Genomic DNA, 19,064 nt, shown 5'->3' with positions numbered 1-19,064 from the left:
AGGACTGGCTTATCCAGCCCCTCCTCATCAAACCGTACATGAAGTTTTCCCTCATACGGCTTTCCGATATTCTTCTTCCTTCAGCATTCAGCTACAGCAAGTCTCTTTAATCCTTGTTTGTATATAATCTCACAAACCTTTTCTATTCTACAATGCCGATGACTTTTTTGCCTTTTACGATTGTGCCATATTGTAAATTTCTTTTTAATATACCAATCAATTTTACAAAGTTCATGATATGAAAATCTAAGGTTGTAATAATTCCTCATGCCAACAATTTTAGGATTGATTATTTCAATTAAATCTTTCACGTCTAATAACAAAGTTGCTCTGCTCTGAAATACTTGTTTTATATTTTGTCTCATTTTCTTCATTGCCTTTTGTGAAGGATACTGGTATAAATCCCAAAATTTCTTCCAGTTCTTTGTTTTCCCTTTCTTCCACCTATGATGAAATCCCAAAAAATCAAAACCTTCTTTACTATTCCATAAGTCAATGAACCTTGTTTTATCAGGATGAAGTTTTAACTCTAGTTTTCTCATTATTTCCTTGATTGCTCTCATTGAAAACTTTGCATTCTCCCATCCTTTGCAGATCACTACAAAATCATCAGCATATCTTATTAATCTCCCTAGATGACTATATTTCTTTCCCCAAAGATAATCGAAATAATGTAAATATATGTTCGATAGTAGCGGTGAAATTACTCCACCCTGCGGAGAACCTACTATACTTTCTTGTATTTTCCCATTTTCCATTACTCCTGCTTTTAACCACTTTGATATTAGCTTTAATATCCTTCTATCAGATATACGCTGTTTTACAAGTAGCATTAGTTTTTCATGATTAATGCTACAAAAATATTCTTTAATATCTGCATCTATTACCCATAAACAGCCTTTATTTACTTCTTCATTGATGGCTTTTAGTGCTTGATTTGCGTTTCGCTTTGGTCTAAAGCCATATGAACAATCTTTAAAGTCTGCTTCAAATACAGGTTCTACTACGATTTTAGTTGCCATTTGTACCACTCTATCTTTTACAACAGGTATTCCTAATGGTCGTTTACTACCCTTTCCATCATTCTTGGGAATATAGCATCTTCTTGTTTATGATAATCTAAAAATACCCTAATAGAATAGTTGAAAATTCCCCTAGAGGAAATATAAAATAACCCTATGATACTTCATAGGGGGCTAAGGGGATGATCAGTTTAGTGGAAAAACAAGAAATAATTCTATCACATTTCAGGGAGGGAAAGTCCCAGTGGGAGATTCATAGGAGAACTGGAATTGATAGAAAAACCATAAGAAAATATATTAGGGAGTATGAAAAGAAAAAAAGAGATTTACTCAACTCTCAGGAGGAAGATAAGGAACTAATAACAGATATTATCTCAGCACCAAAGTATGATAGCAGCAATAGGATTAGAAGAAAGCTAACAGATGAGATAATAGAGAGGATTCACTTTTTCCTCAAGGAAAATGAGATAAAGAAAGCTACAGGAAGGAGTAAACAACAGAAGAAAAAGATTGATATTTATGAAGCTCTAATTGAAGAAGGTTATGATATAAGCTATCCAACAGTATGTACCTACATCAGGGAGAATTGTAAGCAAACCAAAGAAGCCTACATAAGACAAGAGTATCATCTAGGGGAAATATGTGAATTTGATTGGGGTTATGTGAATCTTATCATAGATGGCAAGCCTAAGACTCTGCAAATGGCAGCCTTCACCAGTGCTAAAGGCAACTATCGTTATGCTAGGTTGTATCATAACCAAAGGATGGAGCACTTTCTAGATGTCCATGTGAAGTTTTTTAACCAAATTGAAGGGGTTTATCAAACAGTAGTTTATGACAATATGAAGGTAGCTGTAAAAAGGTTTGTCAGTAAAACAGAAAAGGAACCTACAGAAGATCTTTTGAAGTTATCCTTGTATTACGGGTTTAGATATAGATTTTGCAATACCTGTAGCGGCAATGAAAAAGGTCATGTGGAAAGAAGTATCGAGTACATAAGGAGAAAGGTTTTTGGCAAAAGAGATACCTTTAAAAACCTTGATGAAGCCAATGAATATCTTCAAGAAGTATTAGTTAAACTGAATAACCGCATAACAGAGTACAACGATGGTAAAAGTCCTAGAGATGTCCTTGAGGAAGAGAAACCATATCTTCTTGAATTAATGCCTAGTTATGATACCGCTAGAACGGCAGAGCTTAGAGTCAATAAATATTCTGTCATAAGCATTGATGAAAACAAATACTCTGTTCCCGATGATCTAGTAGGTAAGTTCGTCTTTGTAAAAATATATCCAGAAACAATCTTTGTCTACCATCAAAATAAGCTCATAGCTCAGCATAACAGAAACTATGGTGTTCACACTTGGAATATTAAGATAGAGCATTACATAAAAACCATAAAAAAGAAGCCTGGGTCACTTCATTCCAGCACAGCCATGCGACAAATGAACCCCACGCTTCAAACCATATACAATAAATATTATACCGAAAATCCTAAGGATTTCATAGACCTTCTTGAATTAATTGGTCAAAAAGGATTAGAAAAAGTTGAGAATATCATTAAAGATTTGGAAAAGCTCAGTCCCATAGGAGTTAATACAGAGAAGATAAAAATGCTTTGTAACAGAAATGAAGACGAAGGAAAAGTCATTAATCGCGAAAGGACTACTCAAATAGAAGAACAATCTAAATTAATATTAAGCCATTATGGTAATCTTCTTAAAGGTTCCTGTGTAGCCTTTAAGAAGGAGGCGAAAATCATATGAACCATAAAGACATCTATGAAAAAATAGCATTGTTTTCTAAAGAACTTAAGCTGCCATATATTCTAAGGCATTTTAAAGAAGAACTTACCGAAGCCAATAAAGACTCTAAAACCTATGACACTTTCCTTTACGATCTTTTAGAAAAAGAATATGACCTTAGAAAAGACAATGGGAGGAAGAGCAGGATTAGAAGTGCAAGATTTCCATATAAAAAATACCTTGAAGATTTAATCATAGAAGATTTGCCAGAAGATGCAAGAAATAAAGTGAAGGTGTTTTCAACCCTTGAATTTATTGAAACGGGTCAAAATATTATCCTTGCAGGTAACCCAGGCACGGGGAAGACCCATATGGCTATTGGTTTGGGCATAAAAGCCTGTAATGTAGGCTATAAAGTCCTATTCACTACCATTCCCCTATTGGTGAATGAATTAAAGGAAAGTAGGTCAGAAAAAAACCTTCGTGCCTTTGAAAAAAGGTTTGAAAAGTATGATTTAATCATAGCCGATGAATTAGGATATATCTCCTTTGATAAGGAGGCTTCCGAGCTACTTTTCACATACTTATCTTTGAGAGCGGGTAGAAAATCAACCATTATCACAACCAATCTTTCCTTTGAAAGGTGGGATGAAATATTTAAAGATCCAGTTATGACAGCAGCTATGATAGATAGATTAACCCATAAATCTTATATAGTAAATATGAATGGTAATTCTTACAGATTAAAAGAAACCAAACGATGGCTTGAGGAACAATAATTTTTTTACTCCCCTAGGGGAAATTTCAATTAGTATATAGAGGAATTTTGGATTGACAAATACACTTCTTACTGGTAAGGGATGGTATGTACCGTTAATCAACTCTTTTTGTATTTCAACCAAGAATTTTTCAACTCCATAACTTTCTATATCCATTATGGTTATACGGTCAATTCCTCCTACCCCTCCATTACTTTTTACTCTCTTCCATGCTTCCATTAAAATGTCCGTTCGATACACTTTATCATATAAAGCATGGTATCTTCTCTTGCTGTTTGCTTTGGCTGATAGGTATAGTTTTCTTTGAAGTTGTCGAACTTTATCTATGGTGTTGTTAGCCTTTTGGGCATTCACTCACTCTTACCTCCTCCAAAAACATGAACAAAGTAGAGTCCCTTTCCTAATATACAGTTTTGTTGTCTGTATAATCATCGGTACTATGAACTCCTCTGACTCCCTCTTTGCAGATAAGCAACTTCACTTTCCAGCTTATATGCTATCTCTTTACGAATTAGTTCGTGCAAAGTAGGGTCTCTCCAGTTCCTTTAACTACTATATCAACATGTCGCTACCCATACACCGGAGGATTCTTAGGTACTGCGTATTCAAGTTCTTCATACCATCTGTTGCCTTCGCCCAAGCTATTAAGACTCGGCTTCCTCTTTGACCCTTTTCAGAGTAGTTTTTGACGATGCAGCAGTATTCACTTTATGTTACGACCTGCTGATTTGCCTACACAACGCTTCAACGCTCGTATTACTACTAACGCTGGTTGCTGACTACAAGACTGCTTGACCATTATCTTGACTGGACTTTCACCAGTAAGCAATTAAAAGTTTTCAACTGGACGCGCATAGCCTTACCACCGTTTCCACATGCGGCGTATGCGGAACTATATTCTGTCTGCTATAAAAATTATACAGATAGCTTTTAATTACAGATAATTCCCCCTGAAATGCTAAAAATGCTCCTATAATTAATATTTATTATAAAACAAAAACTACCTTGTCAGGTAGTTAATTTTTCTTGGTGCGGTAGATGGGACTTGAACCCATACGTCTGCTGACACACGCCCCTCAAACGTGCCTGTCTGCCGATTCCAGCACTACCGCTTATACTGATTGTGCTATTTTTTCTAATATATTTATGAGGGTTATCACCGAGCAGTTATCATCACAAGATAGTGCGTCTACCGGTTCCGCCACATCCGCATGTTTTATTAAATTATCATGCTTATACATTATAATATGATTTTCATGACATGTCAACTATCTAATAAGTATTACATTTGTAGAAAAAAATATTCATTAAGAAGCCACATATGATGTAGCTTCTTAATAAAATAACTTTATTGTTTTGTATTAATAAACCAATTCTCAATCCCATAGAATAAATTATAATTGTTGGGCTTAAAGTCTCCCTTTATCTTATCTCTCACTGCAATGGCACCGTTTCTAAAAAACAGACTTATATAAGGTAATTCTTCTACAATATGCTGCTGCAATTCACTATAGGCTTGTTGTTTTTCTGTTGGATTTGGGGCTCTAAGGCTTATTTCTATAAGTTCATCCATCACCTCATCTCTGTAGGAAATGAAATTACTTCCTCCTATTTGTGAGGAATGAAAAGCAAAGGATACATCCGGTAGATAGGATAGTTCCCATCCCCCTAATACCATATCAAAATTACCTCTACGAATTCTATCATTGTATTCTTCCCATTCTAAAATTTCAACATTTATTTTTATACCTAGCTTTTCTAACTCATCTTCAATAAAAAAAGCTGCTTTTTCCCTTAGAATATTTTCTTTATTGGTAATTAAGTTAAAAATCAAGGGATTCCCATTTCCGTTAATCCGGATATTGCCGTCACCACCGTAGAAATAACCACTATTATCCAGTAGTTCTACAGCTTGATTTGCATTATACCCATATCGCAAGCTAGCTTCATCATAAATAGCAGACAATGGATATATAGGTACGTCTACTACAGTACCATGTCCTAAATAAATATTATTAATTAGCTTGTGACGATCCATCCCATAGGCAATAGCCTCTCTAATATTTTTATCCCGTAGAAGAGGGTGTTTAAAGTTCAGTCCTAAAAATTCGTAGTCATGAGCCACATACTCATATACTTTTATCCTTTTGTTTTCTGTATATTTTGCCCAATCAATAGATATCGGTTTTACTAAATCAATATCACCATTTTCAAAAACTGCCAGCTGTGCCTCTAAATCTGGTACAATTACTGCTTGTACCTCTTCAATATAAGGCTTTTGTCCCCAATAATTATTATTTTTTGTTAACTTAATACTTCTCATTGTCTCATATTCTTTTAATTGATAGCGGCCTGTACCAATAATTGGGAATTCTGTACTGTTTATTTTATTCATATCATTTCCTTCGAATAAATGCTTAGGCAAGATAGGAAAAGTCATTATCTCCAAGCTATTGCTAAGGGATCTAGAAAAACTAATATGGATGGTGCTATCCCCTACTTCTCTTATATCAGATACTTGTTGCAGACTTGGCCTAAAAACAGAAGTACCAGCAGCATTTCTTATGTTTCCTTTAATTAAGTTGACGGTAAAAATCACATCCTCTGCTGTAAAAGGCGTCCCATCATGCCAAGTGACATTTTGTCGCAGTGTCATTTGAATACTTTGTCCATCCTCAGCAATCCTCCAGCTTTCTGCCAGCAAAGGAATGATATTCATATTTTGATCAAAGGTTACTAATCCTTCGTAAATTAAGTGTTGTAACTGAAATAAACTATAATTGTTGGTATAAAGTGGGTTCAAGGTATTAAATCTAGTAACAGATACCTTTAGTGTGCCGCCATCAGCTGGTTCATAGTTCTCTACAATTTCTTCTTCACTTTCTAATGGATCTTCTATTTCCTCTGCACCACAGGCCACCATCAAAAAGGCCAGTGACATAATTAAAAATATAGCTAAATATTTTTTTATACCCATGAGCGTCCTCCTTTCATAAAACTACAACTACTACTATATCAAAAAAACAAGGCTTTTACACCTCATTTTTATGGTAAAATTCTATTTACTTTCGATAAATCCATTGGTAGATTTTGTAGTCTCTTAAAACTTTTTGAAGATAGATTCTTGTTTCACCAAAGGGAATCTCATCTAAGGTTTCACCATCTTTACTATACGCTGGATTTTGTAGCCATTTTGTTACATTGCCATTGCCTGCATTATAGGCGGCAACAATAAGCTGTAGGTTATTATCAAACTCTTTATGAAGTATATCTAAATACCAGCAACCTATTCTAATATTTAAATCAGGATCATAAAGCATATCCTCATGATAATCTTCAATAGACAATTTTTCCGCAGCCCAGTTTCCTGTTATGGGAGCAATTTGCATTAAGCCCTTAGCTTCTCTTCTAGAGATAGCATTAGGATTAAATTTGCTTTCATTTCTCATAATAGCTGCCACAAGGTAGGGATCCACGTCATATTCCTTCGCATAGATTTCAATAATATCTCTATAGTGCATTGGATAAATAATTTTCATTAACCATCTTCCATTTTGAAGGGCAACTACTAAGACAATAACAAAGAAAATAGTTGCAATAATACGCATAAATTTTTTTGATAAAATAATTAACAAAAACGATCCCTCCAAAATCATGTCTTTTCTATCATCCCCCACAATTTTTTCACTTGTTTTTCTAAATCTTCATAACTACCTTGATTATTTATAAGTTTATCAGCATAAGACAGCTTTTCTTCCATAGGCATTTGAGCTATCATTCGTCCCTCTGCTTCCAAAGCTGTTAGACGATCCCGTTCCATGAGTCTGAACTTCTGTTGATCCTTAGGTATTGTAACAAGCCAAATTTCATCCACTGCATCCTTTAAGTCCGTCTCAATTAACAAAGCAGCATCTATTATTATAACACGATGAGGCTGATATTTCTTATACCAATTTATCTCTTTTTGTATTTCCTCTGTAATCCTATCATGCGTTATTTCATTTAACTTCTTCAAAGCGGTAGCATCTTTAAAGACAATGCTTCCTAACATCTTTCGATTTAGCTCTCCACTCTCCAATAATACTTCTTTTCCAAAATATGCTACAATATCCTGAAGGGCAGGCTGACCCTTTGCAACAATTTTTCTCGCTACAATATCTGCATCTATCACCGCCGCCCCCAACCCTTGTAACATGCTAGACACAGTGCTTTTTCCACTTGCAATGCCACCCGTTAATCCAATGATTTTCATTTCTTAAACGACTCCTTACTTTGTATCGTACCATGTCTCACCATAGGCTAAGTCTACTTTTAATGGTACTTTAATCGTCATAGCTTCCTCCATAGATTCCTTTACTATGCTAGATACTTTTTCCAACTCACTATCCATAGCCTCAACAATTAATTCATCATGTACCTGTAGAATCAGCTTCGATTTGAAGTTACCTTCCTTTAATCTTTTGTATACCTTCACCATGGCTATTTTTATAATATCAGCAGCACTTCCTTGAATAGGGGTATTCATGGCCACCCTTTCACCGAAGGAACGAAGATTGAAGTTTCTAGAATGAACCTCTGGTAAATATCTTCTGCGATTTAGTAGGGTCAGTACATATCCCCTTTCTTTCGCAGTTCTTACTGCATCCTCCATATATTTTTGAACAGAAGCATATTTTTCAAGATAACTATCTATGTACTTTTTTGCATGATATCTGGAAATATTTAAGTTCTCTGCTAATCCAAAATCACTTATGCCATAAACAATACCAAAATTTACAGCCTTCGCACTGCTCCTCATTGAAGAGGTTACCTCCTCAATAGGCACATTAAAAATTTCAGATGCAGTTCTAGTGTGTACGTCTTGATCCTGCAAAAAAGACTCTAATAAATTCTTATCCTCAGAGATATGTGCCAGTACCCTTAATTCTATCTGTGAATAATCGGCATCAATAAGCTTATGCCCTTCTTCTGCTCTAAATACTTTTCTAAGACCTCTTCCCATCTCTAACTTTATAGGTATATTCTGTAAATTAGGTTCTGTACTAGAAATTCTTCCTGTAGTGGTAACCGTCTGATGGAAGCTAGAATGAATTCTTCCTGTAATAGGATTAATAATATTCAACAACCCATCAATATAGGTGGTTTTCAACTTTGTTACCTGTCTATACTCTAATATCTTAGGTATAATATCATGCTTATCATGAAGTTTTTCTAAAACCTCTACATTAGTAGAGTAACCTGTTTTAGTTTTCTTAATAGGAGGTAATTGTAATTTATCAAATAAAATTTCTCCTAATTGTTTGGGAGAATTGATATTAAAAACCTCCCCAGCTAAATCATAAATTTCTGTCGTTAGATGATCAACTCTATTTTTAAATTCTATTTTTAAATCTTCCAACATATGCTTATCTACCTTAATTCCTCTAAATTCCATAGAGGCTAGTACTTCCGTTAGCGGTAGTTCCACCTCATAGTATAATGCAGTTAGTTCTAATTCAATTATCTTTTTTTCAAGAAGATCTTTTAAACGATAGCTTACCTCCACCTGTTGTCCTAAATAAGTTTTCAGCTTCTCTCTGGGTATATCTGCTCTGTCTATTTGGCTTTTACCCTTTCCTACTAATTCTTCCTCCTCCAGCAGACTTTCTCCAAAATATTGTGCTCCTAGCTCTTTTATACTATAGCTGGACTTAGAAGGATCTATTAAATATTCTCCAATCATGGTATCAAAGATAAAGTTCTTTATTTGAATATCATAAGGGTAGAAATGTAGTAGTTCTTTTTTTACATCATGACTTATTTTTTCAATAGTTTCATCTTCTAATAATGGCTTTAATTGTTGCAACACCTTATCCTTATTTTCAAAATCCCTTAAATCTATGTAATACTGCTTACCTTCTATAATACCTATCCCTATAGCGATGATCTTGTTATTGACAATATTTTTTTCTTCTGTTATTGATTTTAATATTATTTTTTTGCTTACTTCTATGTCTTGTAGCATTTGATTTAAAGCTTTCAAATCTTTTATATCTACAATAGCCATACCGTTTTCTTTCTCATAGTTTTTTTCTGTATTTTCTTCTCTATGGGTCTCCACCAATTTATTAATTAGACTATTAAACTCATATTTATTAAAAATCTTCAGTACCTTTTCTTTTTCAAATGCTTCGACCTTTAAATGATCTACATGAATATCTACTGGTACATTAGTGACAATGGTGGCTAATCTTTTACTTAAAATCGCCTGTTGTTTATTGGTCTCTATTTTTTCTCTTAGCTTTGCAGCAGAAATTTTTTCGGTATTTTGCACCAAATTCTCTACGGAACCAAATTCTTTAATCAATTTAACCGCTGTTTTTTCTCCTATTCCTGGAACACCTGGAATATTATCCGATTTATCCCCCATCAAACCCTTTAAATCTATAAATTGTAAGGGAGTTACTTGAAAGTCCTCCATTACCTTTTTATCATCATAAATTTCTAAATTAGAGATACCTTTTTTAGTAAATAAAACTTTCGTATTAGGAGAAGCAAGTTGTAATGCATCCTTATCCCCTGTTACAATAAGACTTTCAAAATCTTTTCCTTCACAATACTTTGCCAAAGTACCAATTAAGTCATCAGCCTCGAACCCTTCTATCTCTATCCTATAAATACTAAGAACATCTAGTATTTCCTTCAGAGGTTCCATTTGCTCCGCCAGCTCCTGCGGCATCTTTTTTCTTCCTGCTTTATAGTCTCCATATTCTTTATGACGAAATGTTGGGGCTTTTTTATCAAAAGCCACACCTATATACTGGGGCTTATACTCTTCTATGACTTTAAACAACATCGTCATAAATCCATAGATAGCATTGGTGTGTTGTCCTTCCTTTGTAGTTAAAGGAGGTAAAGCATAAAAGGCTCTATTAATTAAACTATTTCCATCTATAATAACAATACGCTCTTTTTCCATGATTTTCTTCCTTTCCTTCTATCTTTATAAACATTTTAACATGTATTTCCACCATAGTAAAATTGTAATGAATCTCTTTAATAGTATAAACATAGCCTATAAAAAAATAAGCTTCTTTGCCCTTCATTTCTAACAGATATTTCATGACAATAAAATGCACCTCCAAGTGTTAGATGAGAATCTAACGCCTGCGGTGCACCTCAATTTTATAGAAATTATTTTTTTCTAACAAGTTTTTTGCAGAAAAAATAGCCTAATCCTGTTAAAATTGTCATTAATATAAGGGGTGGCAGGAGACCTAAAAAGGCAACAAGTGATCTCTCAAATAAAGCAAGCATACGATTGATAGAGTGAATAAAGCTATTTTTTCCCCTACTCCATAATCCTTCGTTAATAGATTGCAGTGTCATATTTCCATCTTTTACCTGAGTAATATTTAAACTTATGGTGGACATCGCTACAAGATGATCATAATTTTTAAGGGTGCCCGTAAAATGATTAATCTCTGTCCTTATTCTATTTAGCTCATTTTCTATTCGTAATAGATCTTCTACCTTCTCAGCTTTTTGCAAAATATCCCTTAACCTCTCCTCTTGAATTTTGAGGTTTTTCACTTGATTTTCAATATCCATATAACTTTCTGTGATATCCTGTGCTGAAGTGTTTTCCTCTACTACATTTCCTAAAGTCTTTAGTGCTTCGAATACACTGAAAAACTCATGGTTTGGTACTTTTAATTCCATAGAAGCATTCTTTAAAGATTCCTCTGGATATTCACGATTCAAAGAATAATAATACACTTCATTGTGCTGCACATAACCTTTTGTAGATTCTACCAATGTCAGCACCTTTTGATGCACCTCTTCAAAATTTTCTACCTCCAGTGCAACACGTCCCCTTTGGATAATCTTGCGAAAGCTTTCAGCATTGGTTGTCATCTCAGATGCCATTGCAAGGTCATCCAAAGTTTTTTGCTTAAAATTTAGCATCTCTTCTTGCGCTTCTACAGACGTACCATCTCTACCCGTGTCAAAAGCCACTGGGGCTTCTTCGTTTCTGAAACCCATTACACCCATACCAGCATCCGCACTTTCTGTTGTCAAATAATCAGCAGACTTATTGGAGAAGTTATTCAGCATAGTAACAGACATCATCATAATCAGCAAGCCCGCTGCAATACCTCCTATGAACTTCCACTTTTTAGATAACCGCTTTTTCTTTAGATCAACTTTACTGTTTATATCAACTTCGCTAGTGGCAGCTTCTTCTCTTAGTTTTTCTCCTAACTCTGCAGAAAAATTCTTGGGTAAGGGAACTTCCTCAATTTCATGAACACAATCTAATATCATTTTTAAATTTTCATATTTAGCTTTGCAAGTTTCGCACTGATTTATATGTTTTTCAAAGTCATCCTCCTCCCTCTCTGTAAGACAACCATCTATATAAGACGAGATATAATTATCTATATTTTTGCAATCCATTTTATCCCTCCTTTCAAGAAGTTACTTTCATTCCTTCACCGATTAATAGCTTTAGGTGATTCCGTCCACGGTTGATACGGGACTTCACTGTTCCTACAGAAATATCAAGGATTTCCGCTATTTCCTGATAACTAAAACCTTGAATATCTCTTAAAACAATAATTTTTCTTTGTTCATAGTTCAATTGATTAATAGCATCGTGTATCATTTTTTTTACTTCATTTTTTTCAAATAAACACTCCGGAGTATTCATTTCATCTGGTAGTTCTTTTGTATAAGCTCCTTCTTCTTGTTGGCCATCAATATAAAGAAGCTTTGTTTTTTTATTTTTTCTTATAAAATCTATACATACATTGTTTACAATGGAATAAAGCCATGTAGAAAAACTACTGTTACCCTTAAAATTGTGAATCGATCGATACACCTTTACTAAGGCTTCTTGCGTCATATCATTTGCATCTTCTAGGTTTCCCAGGATACGATAAGCTATATTAAAGGCTTTTTTCTGATAAGCTCCAATTAATAGCTCGAAGCTCTCAACATCCCCTTTCTTAGCCTTTTCTATTAAAACATCCTCTTGATGTTGCAACAAACTCACTCCCTTCCCCTTTTCTTCTAATCTATTAGACGATAGAAATTTTATTTTGTTCCCTACACCACCAATCTAATTGCAGCATGTCCCTTTTGACCTCTGCCACTTTCCTTAACTACGGTTTACTTAGCAGGATTTATATAGACATGTACTTCTATTTTATCATAAAAAAATCAGTGGTTACCCAAAGGCCACTGATTTTTTTATAATATTATTATGATTTGCTATCCTAAACACAGTGAAGCATCTAGGTTTTAAAGATCTTCCGCTACTGTTCAGGATGACAAAAACACTTTTTCAGTGTTCTTACTATCCACTGATTTTTTCACACTCTACCTCTATAACATTTTTTTCGCTGAAGGGATGAAAAACACTTTTTATTAAACTCTCATCTACACCATAGTAAAAACTTGCATGATGTTTAAACTCATTCTTTATTCGATACCTTAGATCCGTCATCTTTACAATAAGCTTTTCTTTTTCTTTAATCAAATCCACATGGAAAATAGGGGTGAAATTTTTAAAATAAATTCCTAATTGGTGCTTCAACGACTTATCAATCATTGGTGATACTACCTTTTTTAGTTTTCTAATAATATTACTTCTATTAGTAATACTATTGATTTCCCCTACAATATAGTGACTATCTGTATCTGCAATGTAGTCCCACTTTAAAAGATTAAAATCCGAAGGAAAAATGTTCATATTTTTTATAACATATTGATTTTTATACAGTACCATTAATTTTTTTCTTAGCCTACTTTTATCTAAAAATCGATATAATAGATATAAAAACATTATCGTTCCCATAATAAAATACTGGTTTGCTGCTCTTGGTATAAAAAATATACTATATAAGGATAAAAGCATTAAGATAGGATCATAAATCATCAGTAGATTTAATGAATATTTTTTTCTATTGAAGGGGTATAATAAAGAAACCCCATAGGAATTAAAATAATCTAAAAGAGTATGAGACAATCCTCCTAAGAATGTCCATAAAAAAACCTGAAAAAAAGAAAACGAAGGATAGATAAAAAATAATACTATAGTAATAAGCCCCGATAATATCGCAATGCCAGGGATAGAATGGGTCTCTACTCGATGATGGTTTAGAAACACATAGTCTCCCTTAAATCTTGTGATAATATCTATGTCTGGGGAAATACTACCAATAACGGCTCCTAAACAAGCGGCACTGGTTATAGTAGGCGAATGCTGCAAACTATATAGTGCCAAACCAACAACACCATGAGATATTGGATCCATACTGATCCCCCCTTTATTTAAACGATTTTTGTTCATTACAATATTTTTATTATAACAAAGGTTTTACTTGATTTATAGTTGTATTTTTTTCTATTAATTTTATAATTAATTTTATGTTGACATTATTTTTTATTTATGTTATTATATTTCTTGTAGCCAACGAGCCGTGGTGGCGGAACTGGCAGACGCAGCAGACTCAAAATCTGCCGCTCGCAAGGGCGTGGGGGTTCGATTCCCTTCCACGGCACCAAACGTACGCACACGAAGAGTGCACATAGATAAAAAGTAGATCCTAAAAACAGGATCTACTTTTTTATTTTTCTTTCATAATGCACTTATTAGGACTTAATTATTTCAAAACAACACTCATAAGTTTTAAATGACCCTCTTATATTTTTACTTTTATTTCTTTAACTGATGAGTTTTCTATTCTATAGATTATAATTAGTTATAATCAGTTCCTTAAAATTTCTTCTCCCTTTATTCTCTCTACATACAGAGTATCCTACTTCCACTTCCTGTATATTAAATCCTTGGTACCATTCTCTAACTTCAGATTGTTTTGCAATTACTATCACACTCCTACAGTTCTACTTCCTATAGTATAATTTTCTTGTACTCCTAGAATCATAGCCGCTAAAATATTGTCCTTCTTAAAATTCCTAGTGGCTTTCTTGCTGCAGCAATAGCTTTTAACCATGTCTCCTTGGATTTCTTTAACAATTACTTTCCTTTGGATAATTTCCATACCCTTCTGATAGATTATAGTGATTGGTGCTTTATTTTCTATTGAATATTTTAGAGAAAAATCAACCATATTATCACCCTAATTTATTTTATATTATTTACAGTATTTTCTAATATTATATCAGAACATACGTTTGGTGTAAAGGATAAAAAAATAGACCCAGAAAGGCCTAGTACATTTACTACATTTATTCAAGTATTGTATTATATAACTCTACTAAAGCAAGGAAATATTGTTACTCTACTCCTTGGATAACAAATCTCTTTCCTTCTTCTGTAAGCTTCTCTATATCCCGTCCTAAATCAATCATTCGCTTGACCATGAGTTGTAGCCTAACTTTATCACTGATGACAGTGTCTGTTTTATACTCCGCTCTTTTTTCTAACATAGCTATCCCCCTCTATAGTCGACTCCTCAACTTATATTTATCATCATTAACTTTAAGTAATCATATGCTTTAATGTAATAATCATCATCTATAGTTGCATACTCATTTATAACCAAATTATAAATATTGTGTTTTATGTCAGATTCAAAATATTGCTGGTCTACTATACCTTTATTGTGAACATGGATATTCCTACGTTTAACCATTTCGATAATATCAACAAAAATATCCTTGCCCTCAAATACGAAGAAATGTTCTATACTATCCCTAATAATGAACAACAATTTATGTAGGTATATTTTACTCAATGAATCCTCTACAATATCTAATGCCATACTTTCAAAGCTTCCCTTTTTTGCAATATCCGAGTAAGATATCTTACCTTTGTTATCCAGTTTTTCTACACAGCTGAAGAAATTATTAATAAATAATTCCTTTGAAATATCATAAATTGTTGCATCAAATGCAGTCATTAAAAGTATAAAAGACTGTCTATAAATGTTTATTGGATTTTCTGAGTCAAAGATTTTGTATAAGGTTAGAAAATTAATTAATTCATCATATGTATTTTCAAGATCATTAATAGTTTCATTATTATGGATAATTTTCATGTACTCTATTAAGTACTTATAATCTTCACTGTGAAATTCAGCGTAATTATTCTTTTCATCCAACTTATCAATTTTTAACTTCAATTCTAAAGGATCTACTGTATTTAAATATTCTATATAATCTGAATCATTATCGCAATAAACTGGATTTAAATACTCCGTAAGTCCATATTCATCATTCAATATTCTCAAATCATTTGCCCATTCAGGAATTTCAATCCTTTTAGATTTATTAATTTTATCTTCACATTCAACTAAAGCTTTTTTAATTTTTTCTTGAACTTCTTTAAGAATGATTTGGTTACTCTTTCTTTGCTCCTGACATTCAGTAAATAAATCAAACTTTTTAACCAATTCATTTGCAACTTCTAATTTTTTGTATTGTAAATAAAAGTTTTGCTCCATATATTGGACATACCGGTCTATTGTTTCTAACTCGTCTAAAAACCTGTTTTTATATGTTTCAATAGATTTCATAATTTCCTCCATAAGTAACTAAATTAAATACTCCAAAGCCTGAATTTCCTTTCCGCTACACGATGTGGCGACTGTCTTGCGACTAATTTCATTTAACATTTCCGTGTTTACGATGTCCCTGAACCAAACTCGCCTGACCTGTCCTCTGGAGGAACTTCGTTCCCGGTGAAGGGATGTAGTGCACTGTTCTTTCCCTAATAACGTGTCGTCCTCACCCTCGCGTAAAAACATTGTTAGGAGTAGTCAACAACAAATCTTCATTATTCAGAATCTGTATAGTTGCAGTAGCCACACACATTTTCATACCCTCCAGAGCCCATTGTGGGCTTTTTACATTTCATGCAATATATGCCAGTAATTAAAGACTCATCTATTATAGGTATTATAGGATCCTTTTGCTTTGTCTTTTTCTGATGAATTTTTCTATGGCAATTAGGACATAATACTATGATATTATCTATTACATCTTGTCCACCCTCTGATAAGGGAATCTTATGATGTATCTCTAAATAAGGATATTCCTCTTGACAGATATCACATTTTTCACGTGCCATACTCATTGCAACCTTTTTATCATATATATTTCTAATTCTGTTAGTTCTTCCCATTTGCTGAACATACTGATTTTCTATAGTTTCAATCTGATCCACTATAGATGTATCAGCGCCATAGAGTTCTAGTAAATTTGATAAGTTTATTAAATGTATAGATGCTCCATTACTAATCGCTCTATATTCTTCAATAAGCTCAAACCTAGGATATAGCGGCTTCCCCATTGATTGATGATTCCAATCATTTTTTTCATCACCTGTTACAAATATTAAATTTCTTTTAAATTTGCTTCCGATTGCTAATATTGTTTTCCAAATTATAAAATCGCCTATCCCTTCGTCCAATTTCCTACCGTCTTTATAACCTGGAGGTATCTTGTTTACATACCTTTCTTTAAGTTCGCTTAAATATTCTTCTTCATTTATCTCAGGTTCAAATATTTGCTTTGGACTAAATAATTCCTTATATGTATTACTAACAACGTCATCCCAATTCAAGGTTTTTATATAATCTAACACCTGACCCATTTCTTTTTGAAACTTGCTTACTAGTTCATTCATATCATTAATGGTTTTTAATGCTGATTGGAACTCACTTAACGACTCTAAAAGTGGATAGCTATTTATCTTATATTTTTGAACTCTACTTTTCTGGTCAGATATAGCATGATATATCTCAGCTAACTTATTGGGTCTGTTTTTGGCAAACTCTCTAATAACTTGCCCAGGAATTAAAAGCCTTTCCTCAGATGCTAGTTTTAAAAAAGTTTTTCGTATTTCATCAAGCCCTTTATTCCCAACAGTATATGGTAAAAGCAATACATTTGTATCAATAACAACGACACAGCTATCTTTAATGTTTTCTAGTTTCTCTATAGATAGCTTTAATATTGAATTAGCATCAGGATATATCTTGTTTAATATGTACGGATTTGTTTTATCAGTCATTAATTCTCCCCCCTTTTTGTTCTTCTACGCATTTTAATTATGATTACGCCTAACGGTTCTGCTATTCCCGACGCCTTCGAACTGAACCTCATAGGAATACCCTCTTGGAAGTGCTTGCACCCAGTGAGAAGGTGTGGTGCTGACCTTGCTTTTTGACAGTGCTTCTTGCACCCTTGTGGGAATGGCTTGTTATGCGATGCTAAACATCAAGAGTTATCTTTTACTTACACCTAAAAATCGACCATACTTATTGTTTTCAATAATTTTTTCATAATCACTACGCTCCATACTTTCAATATTAAATTTTCCTGGAATAGCAAGAACTTCTAACTCTAGAACATCGTCAATCAATCCACATGCAATTTCGTCTTTAACCTCTTTGACTAAATCATCCCACTTCTCACGCCTTCTATTTCTTAACAACCGTAAGTCTGATAACTTATCTTTATATTTAGTTTCAAAAGAAACTATCTGAGTATGCCAATCTTTAATTGTATCGTCTTTATTAACATCAGGAATAATATAATATTCATTTGTATAAGTAAAACATCCACCTGAAACATTTCTATAAAAAGATTTTATATATAATCTTGGATATGTTTTAGCTCCTTTACTACGTAATGCTTGAAAAAACTTTCCATTTCTATCTAAAGGATAAAGCAAGTTAATTCCATCACCTTCGTCTAACCTACTCTTTCCTTCCATAACATCAATTCTATACAATGTGCATTCTAGGGATAATTTTTCATTCTCTGTTGGAATTATAATGCAAGCAGAAAAATCAATACAAATTGCAGCAGCTTCAGATAAATTATTTAAGATCGCTTTTAATCTATACCTAGAATGAAAACTATATTCATCTTCTGGAGGTGTATAAAAAAACTTTGGTTTGTCTACTATTATCTTAATGTTTTCTACATAAGGCAAGGGTTGACTCTGCAATTCTCTATCCTTTTTCATTTCTTCAAGCTGATTTGACATAATATCAAGTTGCTTTGAAGTAGTAAATACATATAATACAGTTAAAACTGCAACAATAAATGTTGAAGATCCCGAAAGGTATGTAATAAACTCAAACTTGGGATTCCTATAGCTGATAAAAGCAAGTCCAAAGAAAAGAACAAATAAAACAAAGAAAATAAAATATAGCATTTTATTGAATTTCTTTGATACCATTATATACCTCCTAAATTATAGTGTTGCATAACATCGCATTACCGACACTAGGTTCGCATTTTATGCCATATTAGTGTGATTTGCAAATTTAACTTTGTTAAATTTGCTTATCTCCTAATAATTTTAACTAATTTTTCCTAATAAACACCTTCTATCTATTTCTATAATAAAATGAAAAATCCTCCAAAAAACGAAAAAAGACTGGGCATTAACCCAGCCTTACCCGTAACCTGCAAGATTTTTACACAGATCTCAGTTACCATAACCAGACTTTCACTGGCAAGCAAACTATGACTTGCAAGACACACGGAATGGCTTG

18 protein-coding genes and 2 tRNA genes are annotated in these 19,064 nt (G+C 33.3%); 3 read left to right on the top strand and 17 right to left on the bottom strand.

The features are described from left to right. Window positions 1-80: 80 nt before the first annotated feature. Window positions 81-1,094 (bottom strand): group II intron reverse transcriptase/maturase, encoded by a 1,014-nt coding sequence (gene ltrA / locus BJL90_RS13075; RefSeq protein WP_081561985.1) that lies wholly within the window; start codon window positions 1,092-1,094, stop codon window positions 81-83. Between the two features lie 110 nt (window positions 1,095-1,204). On the opposite strand from ltrA, the gene istA reads away from it, so the two are divergent. Both istA and istB read left to right on the top strand, forming a co-directional pair. Next, complete coding sequence (gene istA, locus BJL90_RS13070) at window positions 1,205-2,788, top strand: IS21 family transposase (protein WP_070963420.1); 1,584 nt, start codon at window positions 1,205-1,207, stop codon at window positions 2,786-2,788. After that, window positions 2,785-3,546 carry an IS21-like element helper ATPase IstB gene (gene istB / locus BJL90_RS13065; protein WP_070963417.1) on the top strand — a complete coding sequence of 254 codons (762 nt, stop codon included), beginning with the start codon at window positions 2,785-2,787 and terminating at the stop codon, window positions 3,544-3,546. Before istA ends, istB begins: the two co-directional genes overlap by 4 nt. On the opposite strand, the gene BJL90_RS13060 is transcribed toward istB, so the two are convergent. From BJL90_RS13060 to BJL90_RS13015, 10 genes are all read right to left on the bottom strand, one after another. After that, complete coding sequence (locus tag BJL90_RS13060) at window positions 3,511-3,900, bottom strand: hypothetical protein (protein ID WP_070968776.1); 390 nt, start codon at window positions 3,898-3,900, stop codon at window positions 3,511-3,513. The genes istB and BJL90_RS13060 overlap by 36 nt on opposite strands. A gap of 673 nt (window positions 3,901-4,573) precedes the next feature. Then, window positions 4,574-4,658 (bottom strand) — tRNA-Leu (locus BJL90_RS13055). Window positions 4,659-4,894: 236 nt separating this feature from the next. Then, window positions 4,895-6,523, bottom strand: a complete 1,629-nt coding sequence (locus BJL90_RS13050; protein ID WP_070968771.1) for a peptide ABC transporter substrate-binding protein — start codon at window positions 6,521-6,523, stop codon at window positions 4,895-4,897. Between the two features lie 85 nt (window positions 6,524-6,608). Beyond that, window positions 6,609-7,181 (bottom strand): lytic transglycosylase domain-containing protein, encoded by a 573-nt coding sequence (locus BJL90_RS13045; protein ID WP_236904914.1) that lies wholly within the window; start codon window positions 7,179-7,181, stop codon window positions 6,609-6,611. A 17-nt stretch (window positions 7,182-7,198) separates the two neighbouring features. Continuing rightward, window positions 7,199-7,798: a dephospho-CoA kinase gene (gene coaE / locus BJL90_RS13040; RefSeq protein ID WP_070968768.1), complete on the bottom strand. Its 600-nt coding sequence runs from the start codon at window positions 7,796-7,798 to the stop codon at window positions 7,199-7,201. Between the two features lie 15 nt (window positions 7,799-7,813). Next, complete coding sequence (gene polA, locus BJL90_RS13035; RefSeq protein ID WP_070968765.1) at window positions 7,814-10,504, bottom strand: DNA polymerase I; 2,691 nt, start codon at window positions 10,502-10,504, stop codon at window positions 7,814-7,816. Beyond that, entirely contained in the window at window positions 10,467-10,631 is a 165-nt protein-coding gene (locus BJL90_RS13030; RefSeq protein WP_169824218.1) for a hypothetical protein, read from the bottom strand. The genes polA and BJL90_RS13030 overlap by 38 nt, the downstream gene beginning before the upstream one ends. An 88-nt stretch (window positions 10,632-10,719) precedes the next feature. Next, window positions 10,720-11,985 carry a DUF4349 domain-containing protein gene (locus BJL90_RS13025; RefSeq protein WP_070968761.1) on the bottom strand — a complete coding sequence of 422 codons (1,266 nt, stop codon included), beginning with the start codon at window positions 11,983-11,985 and terminating at the stop codon, window positions 10,720-10,722. A 13-nt stretch (window positions 11,986-11,998) separates the two neighbouring features. After that, the gene (locus BJL90_RS13020) at window positions 11,999-12,583 is read right to left on the bottom strand and encodes an RNA polymerase sigma factor (RefSeq protein ID WP_236904913.1); all 585 of its coding nucleotides are present in this window, start codon (window positions 12,581-12,583) and stop codon (window positions 11,999-12,001) included. Between the two features lie 303 nt (window positions 12,584-12,886). Further along, the gene (locus BJL90_RS13015) at window positions 12,887-13,846 is read right to left on the bottom strand and encodes a metal-dependent hydrolase (protein WP_070968755.1); all 960 of its coding nucleotides are present in this window, start codon (window positions 13,844-13,846) and stop codon (window positions 12,887-12,889) included. 163 nt (window positions 13,847-14,009) lie between these two features. Here BJL90_RS13015 and BJL90_RS13010 point away from each other — a divergent pair. Beyond that, window positions 14,010-14,096 (top strand) — tRNA-Leu (locus BJL90_RS13010). A gap of 181 nt (window positions 14,097-14,277) precedes the next feature. Here the strand turns inward: BJL90_RS13010 and BJL90_RS21990 are convergent. The 6 genes from BJL90_RS21990 to BJL90_RS12990 form a co-directional block, all read right to left on the bottom strand. Continuing rightward, window positions 14,278-14,424, bottom strand: coding sequence for a hypothetical protein (locus BJL90_RS21990; protein WP_156778785.1), 147 nt, complete (start codon window positions 14,422-14,424; stop codon window positions 14,278-14,280). Then, a complete protein-coding gene (locus tag BJL90_RS13005) occupies window positions 14,421-14,663 on the bottom strand; it encodes a hypothetical protein (protein WP_070968752.1) in 243 nt (80 codons plus the stop codon). Before BJL90_RS13005 ends, BJL90_RS21990 begins: the two co-directional genes overlap by 4 nt. A 166-nt stretch (window positions 14,664-14,829) precedes the next feature. Then, entirely contained in the window at window positions 14,830-14,982 is a 153-nt protein-coding gene (locus tag BJL90_RS21985) for a hypothetical protein (protein ID WP_156778784.1), read from the bottom strand. A gap of 26 nt (window positions 14,983-15,008) precedes the next feature. Beyond that, window positions 15,009-16,082, bottom strand: a complete 1,074-nt coding sequence (locus BJL90_RS13000; protein ID WP_156778783.1) for a hypothetical protein — start codon at window positions 16,080-16,082, stop codon at window positions 15,009-15,011. A 248-nt stretch (window positions 16,083-16,330) separates the two neighbouring features. Next, a complete protein-coding gene (locus tag BJL90_RS23145; protein ID WP_070968748.1) occupies window positions 16,331-17,569 on the bottom strand; it encodes a PIN domain-containing protein in 1,239 nt (412 codons plus the stop codon). 213 nt (window positions 17,570-17,782) lie between these two features. Beyond that, window positions 17,783-18,745, bottom strand: coding sequence for a hypothetical protein (locus BJL90_RS12990; protein ID WP_070968745.1), 963 nt, complete (start codon window positions 18,743-18,745; stop codon window positions 17,783-17,785). Between the last annotated feature and the right edge of the window lie 319 nt (window positions 18,746-19,064).

This window comes from Clostridium formicaceticum, assembly GCF_001854185.1.
Taxonomy (GTDB): Bacteria; Bacillota; Clostridia; order Peptostreptococcales; family Natronincolaceae; genus Andreesenella; species Andreesenella formicacetica.
Note: the sequence above shows the minus strand (reverse complement) of the source record. Positions and strands in the feature narration are given on the sequence as shown.

Bases quoted from the DNA above. Each gene is read 5' to 3' on its own strand.
- BJL90_RS13015 (WP_070968755.1), bottom strand. From the start codon at position 13,846: ATGGATCCAATATCTCATGGTGTTGTTGGTTTGGCACTATATAGTTTG.
- BJL90_RS13025 (WP_070968761.1), bottom strand. From the start codon at position 11,985: ATGGATTGCAAAAATATAGATAATTATATCTCGTCTTATATAGATGGT.
- BJL90_RS12990 (WP_070968745.1), bottom strand. From the start codon at position 18,745: ATGGTATCAAAGAAATTCAATAAAATGCTATATTTTATTTTCTTTGTT.
- istA (WP_070963420.1), top strand. From the start codon at position 1,205: ATGATCAGTTTAGTGGAAAAACAAGAAATAATTCTATCACATTTCAGG.
- coaE (WP_070968768.1), bottom strand. From the start codon at position 7,798: ATGAAAATCATTGGATTAACGGGTGGCATTGCAAGTGGAAAAAGCACT.
- BJL90_RS13050 (WP_070968771.1), bottom strand. From the start codon at position 6,523: ATGGGTATAAAAAAATATTTAGCTATATTTTTAATTATGTCACTGGCC.
- BJL90_RS13030 (WP_169824218.1), bottom strand. From the start codon at position 10,631: ATGAAGGGCAAAGAAGCTTATTTTTTTATAGGCTATGTTTATACTATT.
- BJL90_RS13000 (WP_156778783.1), bottom strand. From the start codon at position 16,082: ATGGAGGAAATTATGAAATCTATTGAAACATATAAAAACAGGTTTTTA.
- BJL90_RS21985 (WP_156778784.1), bottom strand. From the start codon at position 14,982: ATGTTAGAAAAAAGAGCGGAGTATAAAACAGACACTGTCATCAGTGAT.
- BJL90_RS23145 (WP_070968748.1), bottom strand. From the start codon at position 17,569: ATGACTGATAAAACAAATCCGTACATATTAAACAAGATATATCCTGAT.
- BJL90_RS13005 (WP_070968752.1), bottom strand. From the start codon at position 14,663: ATGGTTGATTTTTCTCTAAAATATTCAATAGAAAATAAAGCACCAATC.
- istB (WP_070963417.1), top strand. From the start codon at position 2,785: ATGAACCATAAAGACATCTATGAAAAAATAGCATTGTTTTCTAAAGAA.
- polA (WP_070968765.1), bottom strand. From the start codon at position 10,504: ATGGAAAAAGAGCGTATTGTTATTATAGATGGAAATAGTTTAATTAAT.